The organism is Paenibacillus sp. FW104-T2 (assembly GCF_058789975.1).
Map to the genome: position 1 here is coordinate 1 of NZ_JBYTCE010000042.1, position 15754 is coordinate 15754.

The following is a 15754-nucleotide window of genomic DNA, read 5'->3' on the forward strand; positions in this document are numbered from 1 at the left end:
TAACTATATTGTATAATGAAATTTTTAATAATTGGAAACTATTTAGAAATTTAATTTTTATGTATGTTGAAAAAAAGAAAATTAAAGATATAAAAAAAGATTATATTGATAAGATTAAAATTTTATTAAATGAACTATATAAAAAAGAAAAGTATGCTTCAGAATTATTTATAAAATACTTGTCCTAGGTTAAATGTTTGACTAAAAGCGCCGCGATCCTTGTGTTTGTGAAAAAGATATGTTCTTCTTAGTGCCAGGGTGTTTCCTTGTTTAAGGAGAACCCATTAATTATATTGTGGTTAACTGAACAGATCTCGTGATGAAGAGTTAATCATAATTCTAATGTATATTTCCCGATAAGGTTGCGACGATAGCCAGCTATGTTCCTACAGTCCAACGGATTATTGAACACTCTTGAAAAGGTGGTCATTTTCAGTGCTTTTTGCTTGAGCTTATCAAATTGCTAGAAGTGCAACAAGAAAAATTCTCCTTGTACTTTATGAGCTTATTCCAGTATTCTCCTTCAAAAAGAATTCTTCTCCGTAAATATGACCATTGATTAATTGGCATCCTCCTTATAGCGAAAAAACCCTTCTTGATGGATAATGTTAAGTTCATCTTATAGATGAACTATTTCGATTACCATCTGAAGGGTAAGATTTTACCTTTTATTTTTGTTAAAGATCTTTTCGTTGAAAGTTTCTGCGTGGAGAAGTAACTTTGCCAATTTTATCGGTATCGTTCTCTTTGGGTACCAGACGTTCGTCCGTGCGGCCTTCGTGATGATTCTCAAACATGAACTCAGTCAGCTTCCATTCCGATTTGCCCAGAACCGGATCAGCCGGGAAATGTTGACCACGGTGCAGATGTTCCTCGCGACCCGCTTCATTGATGTAAACTCCGTCGACTTCCACCTTTTCATGCGAAAGGGGCAGCATATCCTGTTCTTTGCGGTCCATGAAACAGCGCCTCCTTTGATACCAGTAATTTAACTGTATGAGTTGTCCGTGATAATATCCCCCGAATAGTTCCGTGTTATGCTGGATAGAATTAATTCCGTACAGAAGGGACATATTCATAAAATATGATTCGGGATTAAACTTTTTGGGCGTAAAAACCGTTATAAATAATAAGCAAAATCGTCAAGTCGTAACATACTCCCGAATATGCTACAATAAGATTATGATTCAATCTGAATCATATCGGGTATTTATAGTGTCAGGTACTTGCTTTCAGCGAGGTTCCCGACCTAAAGCTTGCTTTAAGCCGCGCACACAACTTCATGGATGGCATTTAAGACTTATTCGGCGTTCTCTAAACGGAGCATTCACTTTCAACGTTTTGGGAGGGAATTACAATGGCAACGAAAGGTCACAATGAGGTCAAAGAAAGTTTGAGGGAAATGACTCGGATTTTCCGTCCTAAGGATCCAAAAAAATTCGTGAAGGAGTACGTGAGAAAATACCGGATTACGGGTGGATATGAGGAAGAATTGACTTCTGTGGTCGAGCACGAGCTTGTCAAGATGGATTCTTCCGTGTCCTGAAACACATCATTGAATTATACTGTTCCGATATGAATAGAACCGTCTCCCGGGCGATATGCTCCGGCAGACGGTTTTTTTTGCTGTCCTGAGATTTACTTGTGAAATGAAAGGACATGAAGCATTGCGTCACTTTTGGGCTGTGTGGCATTTCTTCTGCATATACATGGAAGTACACATAGGCAGGAAGGATGAATGCATGTGGACCCTATTTTGAAAACGAGAGAAGAGATTGGCTACATGCGGGAAGCAGGCCGGATTCTGCGAAGCTGCCACGAGCATATTGAACAATGGCTTACCCCTGGCATAACCACAGGTGAGATCGACAGACGGGTAGAGGCATTTCTGGCCGAACGAGGGGCTACTCCGGAGCAAAAGGGATATAAGGGCTATCCGTATGCGACTTGTGCTTCAGTGAATGAAGTGGTCTGTCACGGCTTCCCGGATGAACGGGAATTGGCTGCAGGGGATGTTGTGACCATTGATATGGTGGTAAACAAGGATGGCTGGCTTGCTGACTCGGCATGGACTTACGGAATTGGCGAACAACGCAGATCCATTCGCAAGCTGATGAAACGCACAGAAAGGGCCCTCCACCGGGCTATAGCACAGGCTGTACCGGGAAATACGCTAGGGGATATCGGCAACGCGATTGAACGAACTGCAAGATTGTACCGCTATGGCATTGTTAAGCCGCTCATTGGTCATGGGATTGGGCAGTATATTCATGAACCACCCAACGTACTGCCTTATGGTAAACGCAGGACCGGCATGATGCTTACGGAAGGCATGGTTATTACAATTGAGCCCATATTTACGAGAGGCAGTTCAGGAGCCGTCTTCTGGGATGAAGATGGATGGACTGTCCGGACGGTCGACGGAACATGGGGAGTCCAGTATGAACATACAATTGCGATAACCCGAGATGGACCGCTTATACTAACCGATGGAACGTAAGTCCTTTGATAGGCTGGTAAGGTTTGTTCAAATGATCGTTTAGGAGTGAAGCCAACATACAGGGTCAGACGCCAAAGCCAGTTCATCGATGTGAATAGAACAGAGTGTAGGATTTGGCCCTGTAGAAGCTGGGAAAAATGGAAGCTGAGAAAAGCTCGTATTCTTTTGCATAATACTGCATGTTTTTCACGTGAGAAAAGTCACTGAGAATTCACGATAAATCGCCGAAATATGGCAAATATTTTCAAATTAAGAGGTTTACATTTATAACTGAAATCGTTTGCAAACTAAGTTGTGGTGCGGTTTTTATACATAAGTGAACAATTTGTGAACATGTGTCCAAAGATTGACAAAATCATACCCTCAACTTATATTTAATAAGTGATTGAACCATATAGAATGAATTGGAAGAATGCGCAGACATGCCCTTTGAAGGAAATGAAGGGGGTTCTGGAAGCGTTATTTTTGGAAGCGTTCTGTATGACGGACAGGATTATGCGGATCGGGCTGAAGTGACCTTATCAGACTAAACTTCGAACGATAAACGTAATCTACGAAAATGTTAAAAAAGTGGGGTAGATCAATGATGAAACAGTGGCAGGTTGCAAAGCGAATTCTCCCCTTGCTGGCGGTGTTCTCTTTGCTGCTATCCGCATGCGGGCGGGAAGACTTGTCGGTAATGAAACCTCAGGGTCCTGTGGCACAAGGCCAATATGATCTGATGAAGCTGTCCATTGCGATTATGATCGTAGTGCTCATCATTGTATTTGCCATTGCTGCGTATGTGCTGATCCGGTTTCGCAGACGTGCCGGGCAGAATGAGGTTCCCGAACAAGTTGAAGGCAATTTCAAGCTGGAAGTGATTTGGACAGCCATTCCGCTATTGCTGGTTATTGTACTGGCTGTACCGACAGTTCAGACGATCTTTGCCCAAGGTGAAGATTTGTCCAAGGACAAAAATGCAATTCAGGTCAAAGTTACCTCACATCAGTATTGGTGGGAATTCACTTATCCTCAATATGATGTTACCACCTCTCAAGATCTCATCATTCCGACCGGCAAAAAAATCGCATTCGAATTGAAAACCGCGGACGTGCTTCACTCCTTCTGGGTGCCGTCACTTGCGGGCAAAATGGACACAAACCCGGATGGAACAGTAAACAGATTTAGTTTCTCGGCACCTAATGAAGGCGTTTACCGCGGGAAATGTGCGGAGCTATGCGGAAGGTCGCATGCCTTTATGGAATTCAAGGTAAAAGCAGTCAGCCAGGAATCCTTTGACAGATGGGTCAATGAGATGAAGGCACCGGCAGTGCTGCCGGAAGATACACAGCTTGCTGAAAAGTTCAAAACGAACTGCCTCTCTTGCCACGCCGTTGGCGATCAGGGCGGACCTGTTGCCCCGAATCTCACAGGAATCGGCGGCAAGGAAGCTGTCGCAGGTATTTTGCTGAACCAGCGTGAGGGACAGGAAGAAGGTAATCCGGTGCTGGATAACATGAAACAATGGCTCCATGATCCACAATCCGTGAAGCCAGGCAATACGATGCCGAATCCAAAAGATCTTGGCCTTACGGATGAAGAAATCGACGGAATTGCCGAATATCTAGCCAACTACAAATTGGACTATGAATAGAACAGCAAGGACGAAGAAGGGGGTACACTACCTTGGCTCATGCTCATAGCGTCAAGCGGTACAGGGGCTTGATGGATTGGATCACCACCGTCGATCACAAAAAGATTGCTATTCTTTATTTAATTGCAGGTGGATTGTTTTTCGGAATCGGCGGGATTGAAGCCATATTAATTCGGATTCAGCTGATGAAACCGATGAATGATTTTGTATCGGCTCAGGTCTTCAACGAATTGATTACGATGCATGGAACAACGATGATCTTCCTTGGTGTCATGCCAATCATATTTGCCATCATGAATGCTGTTGTTCCTTTGCAGATTGGTGCCCGGGACGTCGCCTTTCCATTTATTAATGCACTAGGATTCTGGACGTTCCTGTTTGGCGGACTGCTGCTGAACCTGAGCTGGATCATGGGCGGGGCGCCTGATGCAGGCTGGACGTCATACACGCCGCTCTCCAGTAGTGAGTACAGCGGAACCCATGGTGTGGACTTCTATACGATTGGTCTACAGATAGCTGGTCTAGGAACACTCATCGGCGGTATTAACTTTCTTGCCACGATCATTACGATGCGTGCACCCGGCATGTCCTATATGCGGATGCCGATGTTTACATGGACAACATTTATTACTTCAGCCATTATCCTTTTTGCATTCCCTGCCATCACGGTGGGATTAGTACTGTTGACGTTTGACCGTATTCTGGGAGCCAACTTTTTCGATGTCGCAAATGGTGGTAACCCGGTACTCTGGCAGCACATTTTCTGGATCTTCGGACACCCGGAAGTGTACATACTCATCTTGCCGGCGTTTGGAATTATCTCGGAAGTTATTCCGACCTTTGCACGCAAGAGATTGTTTGGTTACAGTTCCATGGTGTTTGCAACCATCCTGATTGCCTTCCTGGGATTCATGGTATGGGCACACCACATGTTCACAACGGGTCTCGGCAATGTGGCCAACGCACTCTTTTCGATATCAACCATGCTGATTGCCGTACCGACAGGGATCAAGATCTTTAACTGGCTCTTTACGATGTGGGGTGGACAGATCCGCTTTACGGCTGCGAACCTGTTTGCTGTCGGATTCGTTCCAACCTTCGTCATGGGTGGTGTCACCGGTGTCATGCTCGCATCTGCACCAGCTGATTTCCAGTTCCATGATACGTACTTTGTCGTAGCCCACTTCCACTACGTAATCGTTGGTGGCTTGGTTCTTGGATTGTTCTCGGGCCTGCATTACTGGTGGCCGAAGATGTTCGGTCGCGTTTTGAGCGAAACACTTGGTAAATGGACATTCTGGACATTCATGATCGGTTTCCAATTAACGTTCTTCGTGCAGCATTTCCTCGGTCTCATGGGGATGCAGCGCCGGATCGTTACATACTTGCCGAATCAGGACTTTGACCTGCTTAACCTGGTCAGCTCCGTTGGAGCATTCCTGATGGGTGTCGGGGTGATTATGTTCCTCGTGAACATCGTCATTACAACGAGAAAACCGGTGAATGCACCAAATGATCCGTGGGAAGATGGCCGTACGTTGGAATGGTCCATCCCGTCTCCGCCGCCGGAATATAACTTCAAACAGACTCCGCTTGTTCGCGGAATCGATGCATATTGGAAGGAAAAGATGGCAGGACACACGGAGATGACTCCTGCTGAACCGGTAGGTTCGATTCATATGCCATCTGCAACACCGCTGCCGTTTATCATGTCTGTCGGTATTTTCATTGCCGGACTGGGCCTGATGTTCAGCAAAGACGATTTTGGCAATGCCTTTATGAACGGACTTTTCAATAATTATATTGTGGTTATTATCGGCCTTCTGATTACATTCGGAGCGATGGCAATGCGTTCACTTTATGATGACCATGGCTGGCATATCGAGCCCGAGGATCAGGATGAGAAGGGGGTTAGAACATGACAACTTCACATGCCGAACCGGTAAGCGGCCAACTGCCGCATGAACCGGAGAAAGCAACGCTGGAGGGACGCAACAAGCTCATTGGCTTCTGGTTGTTCCTTGGCGGCGAGACGGTATTGTTCGGTACACTCTTCGCAACCTTCCTGGCTCTTCGTGGCCAGACGAATGAAGGGCCATCGGCGAACGAACTGTTCCATCTGCCGCTTGTGGCAGCAGCGACCTTCATACTCCTCGTCAGCAGTCTGACAAGTGTATTTGCGATCCAGGCCATGCATCGGGGCAACCGAAGTGCTTTGGCACTTTGGCTCGGAATCACGGTAGTGCTGGGCCTTGGATTCCTTGGTATTGAAATTTATGAGTTCTATGAATATGTGGTGCACAAAGAGTTCGGGATGACAACCAGTGCATTCAGCTCCGCTTTCTACACGCTGGTTGGATTCCATGGAGCCCACGTTGCATTCGGTATTCTGTGGATCGGACTTATTATCGGGCAGCTGTTCAGAAAAGGATTAACGGTCGTAACTGCACCAAAAGTATACGTCTCAGCAATGTATTGGCACTTTATTGACGTGGTCTGGGTGTTTATCTTTACGGTCGTCTACCTGCTCGGAAAGGTGGGTTAACACATGTCGGTACAGGATAAGAGTGATCAACAACCTGTGAAACATCGTCACCGGACAGAAGGACCGCAGAAGCATGTCGTTGTGTTTATATTCTCCATCATCCTGACACTCATTGCGTTTGCAGCCGTTAAGGCAGGGGGCGTCAATACATCCTTTACCATCATTCTATTGGTGGTTATGGCCATTCTTCAGGTTTTTGTCCAGCTGGGATACTGGATGCACATGAAGGATAAAGGCCATCTGATGCCCATCCTGTTTATGGCTTTCGGATTTTTCGTAGCATTCACGTGCATCATTATGGCACTCTATTGGGTTTGGTGGTAAATGAGATGGCGGCGGCGCAGTGCCGCCGTCTTTTCCCCTTTTAGGCGATGGAATGAAAAAGATGGTTTAAGGCTACAACCAAATCAGGTCACCGGGAGGTTTCCCGTATGCTCGGGTTGCAATACTTCAGTTTCAACGATTTATGGAGTCCCTTCATTCTTGCGTTATTTTTGCTCATTGCAGCTGTGTATCTGTTTATCGTAGGTCCGTTAAGTGAAAGGGTTACTGATGCAGAATCTGCTACCCCTGCACAGAAAATCATGTTTATTACGGGTCTGGCTGTGTTCTATCTTGCTCAGGCTGGGCCATTTAATTTGCTGGGGCACGTCATGTTCAGCTTTCACATGGTAAGCATGGCTCTGTCTTATCTGGTTGCTCCACCTTTATTGATGAAAGGGCTGCCTCTCTGGGTGTGGCGAAAGATCATTCAGTGGCTGCCAGCGCGGCAGTTATCCTTTTTAGCTCATCCGATTGTCGCGGCATTACTCTTTAATGGTTTATTTTCGCTGTATCATCTGCCCGTTGTCCATGACTATGTCATGCTGAATTTTACGGTTCACCGCCTGTATTACTTGGTTCTCTTTATAACCTCTATGCTCATGTGGTGGACACTTCTTAATCCGCTGCCGGAGGCAAGACAGGCGTCAGGGCTGTCGAAGATTGGATTTATCTTTCTTAATATGGTGCTGTTAACACCAGCCTGCGGCCTGATTATTTTTGCGTCCGAGCCATTATATGCAACGTATAGCAATCCGACTGTATGGGCGGAAGCAATGAGATATTGTGTGTCAGGGGACTCCTCGGCATTATTGCGTACATTCGGAGGTCCAGGTTTCTTTAACTTCCTGTCTTCTGCCAAAGAGGATCAGCAGGTGGGTGGTATTGTGATGAAGTTTATTCAGGAGGGTATCTTCGTATCCATGCTGGCATATGTTTTCTTTCAATGGTACCGCAAGGAAAAACGCGAAGATGATGATGATCCGTATCCTGTAGAACGTTCAGGTGGACCGCTTAATCCTGCAAAATAAGCCTTAGTTATGTTCAGACAAGAGGGGGAACACACGATGGATATGCATTTTTTGCTACCTACGATCAGTACTTCTTTCATTGTGATTAGCGCTGTACTAGTTGGGATCGGTTGGGTGTTAATCGTTCGCGGCAAAAAGGAGGCTCATCAGTCCATGATGATAGCGGGAGCTGTCGCGGCTCTGGTATTCTTTATCATCTACATGTCCCGAACGATATTTGTAGGAAATACTGCTTGGGGCGGTGATCCGGAGATGGAGATCTTCTATCGAATCTTTCTGATCTTTCATATTATTCTCGCCACAGCAGCTGCGGTCTTCGGTATCTCTACCCTGGTGCTGGGATTCAAGAAGAAATTTGCTACACATCGTCGCTGGGGACGATTTACATCCATGATCTGGTTCAGCAGTGCACTGACTGGCGTCATTGTGTATGTTTTATTATACCTCCTTTATCCTGGCGGGCATACACGTCCTGTGTGGGAAGTCATTCTTGGGGTGTAGATTAAAGATCGTTTCCTATGAAAATATGAAAAATGGATGAATCTATCGGTTGATTCGTCCATACCTTCTCTCACATCCGTTCATAGAATGAGATCGAGAGGGGGAAACAACAAATGAAAAAAACAGTCCAAGTCAGTCAAACGTATCCACGTCTCACGGTGTATTCAGAGGAGAATTACAGAGGGAGAAGCCGGATTTACCGTGGCAACACGGGTCTCCGCAACCTGGACAACATTCTGGGTGGGGTAGAGAGCCTGCGCTTTTTCTCAACAAGTTCGAATGCAACGCTGGTAGTGTTTACGAGACCAAATTTCCAAGGCGGATTCCGAGTCTTTCGAGGTAATACGAATCTGAGAGATCTGGATGATCTGATCCGGGGAAATGACGTGGAATCTCTGATCTCCACCAATCAACGTCTCACACTGGCTCAAATTCGTGCCATCCGCAGCAGTCGTAGTTTGCCAAGCGGCTACGATCTGGTTTAAAAGGTAGACCTCTTCTGCATACAGGTGCCGGAAAAATAAAAGAGCTGATTCCGATTTGTGTCCGCACAATATCGGAGTCAGCTCTCTTTTTTTGCCTGCACACCTTTAGTTCGAAGCAGTTGTTAAACAAACATCGTGGTAACTGCCCTAAGCCTGCCTTTCATACTCCATCATCTCAGTGTCCAAGGGAATAAATTCCTGTTATATTCCTGATTCAGGAAAAAAAGGGTTGACGGTACGAATTGAAGGTCTGTATACTGTGTATATTGATATATACAGTAAACACAGTGAACACAGCTTGCATAGTAAATGTGTGAGATGGAAAGGCAGGCAATGTTATGAATGATTGGAAGCAGGCTTGGTGGCTAACCCGCAGCGAATGGAGCAAGGATCGGTATCAGTGGGTATGGTCTGCACTGTTTATGATCTATGTTGGAGCTATGGGGGGTGTCATGTTATATGGACAGAGGGAGGAAAGTGCGCTTAACACGATTTCCGATTCCTACTTCTTGCTTATGATTCCATTTCAGGGATTCATCTTCTCCAGACGTTCTTTCCGCTACATACAGGAAGATTCGTATACACAGATGCTGACCTACTATCGCAGACTTCCCATCTCGGCAGAGACAGTCATGTGGGGACGCATTCAGCAGGCTTTGCTGGCCTTCATCTATAATGGAATATTCTACTATGGTGCGTTGTATGTCTCGGTGATGCATCTGGAAGAGTTTCGATGGGATCAGTATCTAGCCTTTGCCCTAACGTGTACAGGTTACGGGTTACTGATTACAGGGTTCTACATCTTTGGGGAATTTCTACACACAGGCAAAAAGTACTTGTTAATCAGCATGCTGTTTATACCCGTAATTGTCCTCATTGCGCTCTTCATTCGAATCATGGGTGGAAACGGATTGCAATATGCCGTAGAAATCAGCAAAACCTGGGGGTTATTATCACCATTTATGTGGGGCTCGCTAATATTGGGATTTGCGGTGTTGTGGTTGCTTAGTCGCTTAACACTAAGGAAGTTATCGAAGCGGGATTTAAGTTAAAGGTAAGTCAAATATAGAACGACATCGAGGATGACCGGCACTATCGTGCAAGTGAACTGAAGTGTACGGGAGGGTGAGGTGCAGGACTTGAATATACCGATTCAAATTAATGAAAATAGTGCTGAACCTTTATATCACCAAATTGAAAACCAACTAAGATCTTTAATTATAACGGGTCAATTGGGGGAGGGAACGCATTTGCCATCCATTCGCGAATTTGCAGGTTCGTTGAATTGCAGCGTGATTACTGTTCGCCGGGTTTACCAGGATCTGGAGAATGAAGGCTTACTTCGAACAAAGCAGGGTACGGGGACGTTTGTAGCCAAGGTTGATGCAGGAGATCGGGAGAACTACAAATTGACAGCAGCAAGAGAGGCATTGCAGGCAGCTGTGCAGTCTGGTAAATCCGTTGGATGCAGTGAAGAGGAAATGGCAGGATTGTTTCAAGAGATTTTGCAGTTGATCTACTATCCGAGTAAGGGGTGACCAAACATGGAACCAATTGCGGTTCAGCTAAACGGTGTATCCAAAATGCGCAAGCGTAGAATCATTGGCCCTATTGATCTCGTCATTCCCGAGGGATACGTGGTCGCCATATTGGGACATAACGGTTCGGGAAAAAGCACGCTTCTGAATATGCTTCAGCGGGTAGTACTACCAGATTCCGGTCAGATCATGTGGTTCGGACAGCACCACGAAGGTGAACTTCCTACAGAGCTGAGAGAGCTTATTGGTTTTGTTGCAGACGGTGGAGGTTCGGAAGAAGACAATATAACCGCAGTTGAAGCTGCCAAATTCCGTGCACATTGGTATACCCGTTGGGATGCTAAGCTGTTCAACCAGCTAATGGATGATATGGATGTTCCCTATGATGTAAAACTGAAGAAGTTGTCCAAAGGAGAACGTCGCAAATTCGAAATAGCCGCTGCGCTTGCTGCACGGCCGAGATTGCTCCTGCTGGATGAGCCTTCTTCTGGGCTTGATCCATTTGCCTGGAAGGTCATGGTTGAGCAGTTCCGCAATTTCATGGCGGATGGGGATACCACCATTTTAATAGCAACACATATAGCAGATGAAGTGAAGCGTCTGGCGGATTACATCGTACTGATGCACCGGGGCCAATCACTTGGCATGGCGGAAAAAGATGTCGTGCTCGATCAATGGAGAGAAATCTGGTACGAAGGCGATTTAAGACCTGAGAGTATACCGGGGGCTGTTGAGTCGAAGCAGGAGGCTGGAGCCATGCGGGTGATCACGACCCGGGTAGTTGAAGCACAGGAAAGGCTGGAGCTTGCGGGTAACCGCATCATGAAAATCCGAAACCTGGAGTTGGACGAAGTGCTGCAATATTGGATAGCAGGGTATGCTCCGACACTGTGGAGATAAACGAAGGAGGATGATAGATGATGAACAGATTGGAACTGAAGCAGGTTGTGAAGCAATATGCAGATAAGACGGCTGTTAACGGGGTTACGCTTAATGTGGAAGAAGGAGAAATCTATGGATTGCTGGGTGCCAATGGTGCGGGTAAAACAACAACGATGCGCATGGTACTTGGTCTGATTCATCCCGATGGTGGAGAGATTCGATATAACGGCAAGCCTTATAGTACCGAATTGCAGCAGATCATGGGTTATCTTCCGGAAGAACGCGGACTGTATCCCAAGGTGAAGGTCAGTGACCAGATCAATTATTTGGCCCGCCTTCGCGGAATGAATGGCAAGGATGCAGACAAAAGCCTAAGATACTGGCTTGATCGATTCGAGGTCCCTGAGTATTACGACAAAAAAATTGAGGAGTTATCAAAGGGTAACCAGCAAAAGATGGGCTTTATCGCTGCGGTGGTGCACCGTCCTCAGATTCTTATACTTGATGAGGCGTTTAGCGGTTTAGATCCAGTAAACGTAGAATTGCTCAAATCCACTGTTAAGGAGTTGCGTGATGAAGGAACGGCTATCCTGTTCTCGACACATCGCATGGAGCATGTTGAAGAACTTTGTCGTCAGATAACAATTCTACATCGCTCCAACACCGTAGTTCAGGGAGAGATCAAGGAGATCAAGAGCCGCTATCCGCGTGAACAGGTTTCCCTGAATACCACTGGCAATGTGGAACGTTTGGATCAATTGGCTGGTGTGAATAAGGTGGAGCGGAACGAGCGTGGATATCTTATTCATATTGCACAGGTTGAGGCCGCCCAGGAGATATTGAAGCACGCAATGAATCAGACGACTGTAGAGCATTTTGAGATCAAAGAACCAACGCTTAACCAAATCTTTATTCGTGAGGTGGGTGAGTCGAATGAATAAAATGGGAACGATCATCGGATTTACGTTCAAAAACAAAGTCAAAACGAAATCATTTGTAGTTACGACCATTGTGCTCGCACTTTTAATTTCAATCGGACTTAATGTACCTTATTTCATTACCTTGTTTAACGGTGGATCTATCGGTGGTGGAGCTGCAGGAGACCATCCTGTAAATATTGGGCTTCTAAGTGCGGGACAGTCGGAAGTATCGGAGAAGCTGGAGAAGTTCTCGTCCGCACAAGGAGATCAGGCGTACCGATTCATTGCTGATGATACTAAAGATGAAGCTGCGCTGAAAGCAGATGCAGAATCCGGACTTACTGATGGGTATCTGAAGTTTGAAGCGGCCCAAGGACAGGAGTTCCCGCAGCCGATCCTGTATTCAACAGAAGAGGTGTCCCCTCAAATTATTGCTTCTATAGAAGCGGCGCTACAGAGTGTGAAGCTGGATGTCGTCGTGAAGGACGTACTCACGGCTGAGCAAAAGGAATTGATTAATACTCCTGTTAAGGTTAGTGAGCAAAGCTTGAGTGCAGAAGAAGCAGGAGCTGATGCAGGGTCAGAGAATGGCATGAGCCCGATCAACTACATTGTGGTATACCTGCTGATCATCCTTCTGTTCACATCTACTATGATGACAGGTAATATGATCGCATCCGAAATCACGGCGGAGAAGAGTTCCCGCATTATGGAGATTTTGATTACCAGCGTTTCTCCACTGAGTCAGATGTTTGGTAAAATCATCGGGATATTTATGGTAGGTATGCTTCAGATTGGTATCTTCGGTGCGGTGGTTGCAGGAAATGTGCTTCTTCCTCACAACCGTGATGTCCTGAGTGATTTCAGCTTGAACCTGAGTGATGTAAACATCGCCGTTATTGTATACGGACTAATCTTCTATATCCTGGGTTACTTCCTATATGCAGTGATGTTTGCTGCAATTGGTTCGATGGTTAGCCGTACAGAAGAACTGGGTCAAGCGGTGCTGCCGATTACGATGCTTTCACTCGTTTCCTTCTATATTGCCATCTTCAGTATCGCAACACCGAACATTCTGCTATTAAGAGTTGCCAGTTTCATACCGTTTACCTCGCCTACGGCTATCTTGGTGCGAATCGGGGCAGGGGTTGCTCCAACATGGGAGATACTAGTGTCTTTGGCCATTCTGGTCGTATCGATCTTTATCTTCGGCTGGCTGGCTGCCAAAATCTATCGCACGGGTGTGTTGATGTATGGTAAGCGTCCAACCTTCAAGGAACTTTTTAAGGCAATGAAAGCTTACAAAATTTAATTAATTTAATTACTTCTTCTTTTTCTTTCTTTCTTTCTTTTCTTTCTATAAAAAGAAATGATCTCAAGTAGGCCCAACGTAACAATAATTTACTGGAGGTGTTGAGTGTGATTAAAAGCATAGATTCAAAATCATTCATGATGTTAAGTGCTGGTGCAGCCGTACTTTTGCTAGGATCGCTAGTAAGTGCAGAAGGATCTTCAATAAAGGATGCTGTGCAGGGTGTTCTAATGGGTGCTGGAGCTGTTATGGCTGTTGCTGGGCTGTGGATGGCTGGAAGTAAGAAGTAACTGTTAAAAGGGAGAAGGGGGCCATCTCAGGAAAAAGGTGGAACCCCTCTTATCCTAATCTCGTAATAATGATGTATGTTTATTCTTTGAACGAATAGATTTACCCTACTATATATCTAAAGGAGAATACATAATATGAAAAACTGGAAACGCATGCTCCTGTCACTTACCATCTCGGTTGGTTTGCTCGCTTCAGCGGCACCGGCCATGGCAGCACCTCAAGAAACTTCCGTTAAAGTCAATGACCAGGCAGTAGAGTACACTGTAGGGGCACCAATGAATAACAAGGGAACAACATTGGTTCCGCTTCGCTCCACGCTTGAAGCAATGGACGTGAAGCTGACGACTGCGACAGATGATACAATTACGGCTGTAGTAGATGGCAAAACGATTACACTCAAAAGCAAACTTACACGCATTAATGGTGTAACCTATGCACCGATTCGTATTGTTGGGGACGCTGCAGGCTATGAAGTAAACTGGGATGCGAAGACGCGTACCGTTTTGCTTAAGTCCAAGGGAGCGGAAACAGCTGCACAAACGGGTGGCCGCGGCTTCATGTGGGAAGTGGAGAGCAACGGTAACACGGTATATCTGGTAGGCTCCATGCATATTGCTGATGATAGTTTCTACCCATTGCGCGAGGAATTTGAAGAAGCTTTTGCTGAAGCGGATTACCTGGGCGTGGAGATCGACATCAGCAAAGCGGCTGATGAGGCACAACAGAAGTTGATTCTGGATCTGGGATCTTACCAGGATGGAACAACGCTCAAGGATCATGTTTCAAGCGAGACTTATACCAAGCTGGGGGATATCCTGAAGAAAAACGGATTGGAGCCTAATGCCCTGGATGCATTCAAGCCTTGGGTTGCAGAGAGTACGCTTGCTAGCCTGAAGTCGGCGACGGCTGGATATGAAGCCTCGGCGGGCGTGGATTTGTATTTCATTCAAAAAGCCATTGAGAGTAAACTGCCTATTATCGAGCTAGAATCGTACGAGTCCCAACTGGGCATGTTTAACGACTTCTCCAAAGAGCTGCAAGAGGAAACGTTGAAAGCAACATTAGACAACTTCGATGTTCTTGATGATAGTGTGAACCAAATGGCTGAGATGTGGAAAACGGGTAATGATGAGCAGCTGCTTGATCTGACCAATAACTTCTCTGATAACGAGGAGTACAACAAAGCAATGCTGATCGACCGTAACATTGGCATGGCTGACAAGATTGATGGATACCTGAAGAGTGATAAGAAAGAGGAGTACTTTATCGTTGTAGGTGCTGCCCACTACCTGGGTGAGCACGGCATCGTGAAGCTGCTCGAAGATAAGGGTTATACTGTAGAACGTAAATAATATTATATCATCACTAGATACAACCCTCTCACTTCTGAGTAGAAGCGGAGGGTTGTTTTCTTTATATAGAAGAAAGATATGATATAAGGAGGGCTGATGTGTACTCGTGTCCAAGTTGTTAGAAAATGTGGAAGTATGAAAAACATCATGATATTCAATGTACAAATTATTTTTATAAAACACTTTACAAGATATTGTGATATATGATATATTAATTTTCCGGCCAAGAAAACACGAGAAACACGGTGCGGTAAGCAAACTGAAAAGGTTCGAAAGAAACTTAAAAAAAGTGCTTGCTAAATTGGTTGGAACATGATAATATATAAGAGTTGCTGAAGAGAACAACACTCGGACGCAAACAACGTTTGATCTTTGAAAACTGAACAACGAGTGAGTAATCATCCTGCTTGCAGGATGAACGTGAAGGTTTTTGGTACATG

General features: G+C 45.5%; 18 protein-coding genes. 17 read left to right on the forward strand and 1 reads right to left on the reverse strand.

The window, feature by feature from the left end; all coding sequences use genetic code 11:
- Positions 1 to 188 (forward strand): hypothetical protein (locus tag AC3WQ3_RS28265; protein WP_492474335.1); only part of this gene is annotated, 188 nt, incomplete at its 5' end.
- 489 nt (positions 189 to 677) lie between these two features.
- Here the strand turns inward: AC3WQ3_RS28265 and AC3WQ3_RS28270 are convergent.
- On the reverse strand, positions 678 to 959 hold the full coding sequence (locus tag AC3WQ3_RS28270; protein ID WP_095291887.1) for a transposase: 282 nt from the start codon (positions 957 to 959) through the stop codon (positions 678 to 680).
- Positions 960 to 1357: 398 nt separating this feature from the next.
- Here AC3WQ3_RS28270 and AC3WQ3_RS28275 point away from each other — a divergent pair, with 398 nt between their 5' ends.
- The 16 genes from AC3WQ3_RS28275 to AC3WQ3_RS28350 all read left to right on the forward strand — a co-directional run bounded on the left by AC3WQ3_RS28275 (position 1358) and on the right by AC3WQ3_RS28350 (position 15314).
- Complete coding sequence (locus tag AC3WQ3_RS28275; protein ID WP_017690840.1) at positions 1358 to 1546, forward strand: hypothetical protein; 189 nt, start codon at positions 1358 to 1360, stop codon at positions 1544 to 1546.
- Between the two features lie 192 nt (positions 1547 to 1738).
- Positions 1739 to 2500 (forward strand): type I methionyl aminopeptidase, encoded by a 762-nt coding sequence (gene map, locus AC3WQ3_RS28280; protein ID WP_095291888.1) that lies wholly within the window; start codon positions 1739 to 1741, stop codon positions 2498 to 2500.
- 583 nt (positions 2501 to 3083) lie between these two features.
- Positions 3084 to 4136, forward strand: coding sequence for a cytochrome c oxidase subunit II (gene coxB / locus AC3WQ3_RS28285; RefSeq protein WP_095361485.1), 1053 nt, complete (start codon positions 3084 to 3086; stop codon positions 4134 to 4136).
- A 71-nt stretch (positions 4137 to 4207) separates the two neighbouring features.
- Positions 4208 to 6058 (forward strand): cytochrome c oxidase subunit I, encoded by a 1851-nt coding sequence (ctaD, locus tag AC3WQ3_RS28290; RefSeq protein WP_419720066.1) that lies wholly within the window; start codon positions 4208 to 4210, stop codon positions 6056 to 6058.
- On the forward strand, positions 6055 to 6681 hold the full coding sequence (locus AC3WQ3_RS28295) for a cytochrome (ubi)quinol oxidase subunit III (protein WP_095291892.1): 627 nt from the start codon (positions 6055 to 6057) through the stop codon (positions 6679 to 6681). Before ctaD ends, AC3WQ3_RS28295 begins: the two co-directional genes overlap by 4 nt.
- A 3-nt stretch (positions 6682 to 6684) precedes the next feature.
- Positions 6685 to 7005, forward strand: coding sequence for a cytochrome C oxidase subunit IV family protein (locus AC3WQ3_RS28300; protein ID WP_095291893.1), 321 nt, complete (start codon positions 6685 to 6687; stop codon positions 7003 to 7005).
- Positions 7006 to 7112: 107 nt separating this feature from the next.
- Complete coding sequence (gene ctaG, locus AC3WQ3_RS28305) at positions 7113 to 8033, forward strand: cytochrome c oxidase assembly factor CtaG (RefSeq protein ID WP_492474336.1); 921 nt, start codon at positions 7113 to 7115, stop codon at positions 8031 to 8033.
- A gap of 36 nt (positions 8034 to 8069) precedes the next feature.
- Positions 8070 to 8534: a DUF420 domain-containing protein gene (locus tag AC3WQ3_RS28310; protein WP_154896621.1), complete on the forward strand. Its 465-nt coding sequence runs from the start codon at positions 8070 to 8072 to the stop codon at positions 8532 to 8534.
- 113 nt (positions 8535 to 8647) lie between these two features.
- Positions 8648 to 9019 (forward strand): hypothetical protein, encoded by a 372-nt coding sequence (locus AC3WQ3_RS28315; protein WP_127539234.1) that lies wholly within the window; start codon positions 8648 to 8650, stop codon positions 9017 to 9019.
- Between the two features lie 338 nt (positions 9020 to 9357).
- Positions 9358 to 10071, forward strand: a complete 714-nt coding sequence (locus AC3WQ3_RS28320; protein WP_154896622.1) for a hypothetical protein — start codon at positions 9358 to 9360, stop codon at positions 10069 to 10071.
- A gap of 87 nt (positions 10072 to 10158) precedes the next feature.
- Positions 10159 to 10557, forward strand: coding sequence for a GntR family transcriptional regulator (locus tag AC3WQ3_RS28325; RefSeq protein ID WP_336783882.1), 399 nt, complete (start codon positions 10159 to 10161; stop codon positions 10555 to 10557).
- A 6-nt stretch (positions 10558 to 10563) separates the two neighbouring features.
- Positions 10564 to 11457 carry an ATP-binding cassette domain-containing protein gene (locus AC3WQ3_RS28330; RefSeq protein WP_336783683.1) on the forward strand — a complete coding sequence of 298 codons (894 nt, stop codon included), beginning with the start codon at positions 10564 to 10566 and terminating at the stop codon, positions 11455 to 11457.
- A gap of 20 nt (positions 11458 to 11477) precedes the next feature.
- On the forward strand, positions 11478 to 12380 hold the full coding sequence (locus AC3WQ3_RS28335; protein ID WP_127539257.1) for an ABC transporter ATP-binding protein: 903 nt from the start codon (positions 11478 to 11480) through the stop codon (positions 12378 to 12380).
- Complete coding sequence (locus AC3WQ3_RS28340; RefSeq protein ID WP_492474337.1) at positions 12373 to 13671, forward strand: ABC transporter permease; 1299 nt, start codon at positions 12373 to 12375, stop codon at positions 13669 to 13671. Before AC3WQ3_RS28335 ends, AC3WQ3_RS28340 begins: the two co-directional genes overlap by 8 nt.
- A 107-nt stretch (positions 13672 to 13778) precedes the next feature.
- Positions 13779 to 13961, forward strand: a complete 183-nt coding sequence (locus tag AC3WQ3_RS28345; RefSeq protein WP_154896625.1) for a hypothetical protein — start codon at positions 13779 to 13781, stop codon at positions 13959 to 13961.
- Between the two features lie 135 nt (positions 13962 to 14096).
- Positions 14097 to 15314 (forward strand): TraB/GumN family protein, encoded by a 1218-nt coding sequence (locus tag AC3WQ3_RS28350; protein WP_154896626.1) that lies wholly within the window; start codon positions 14097 to 14099, stop codon positions 15312 to 15314.
- Positions 15315 to 15754: the final 440 nt, after the last annotated feature.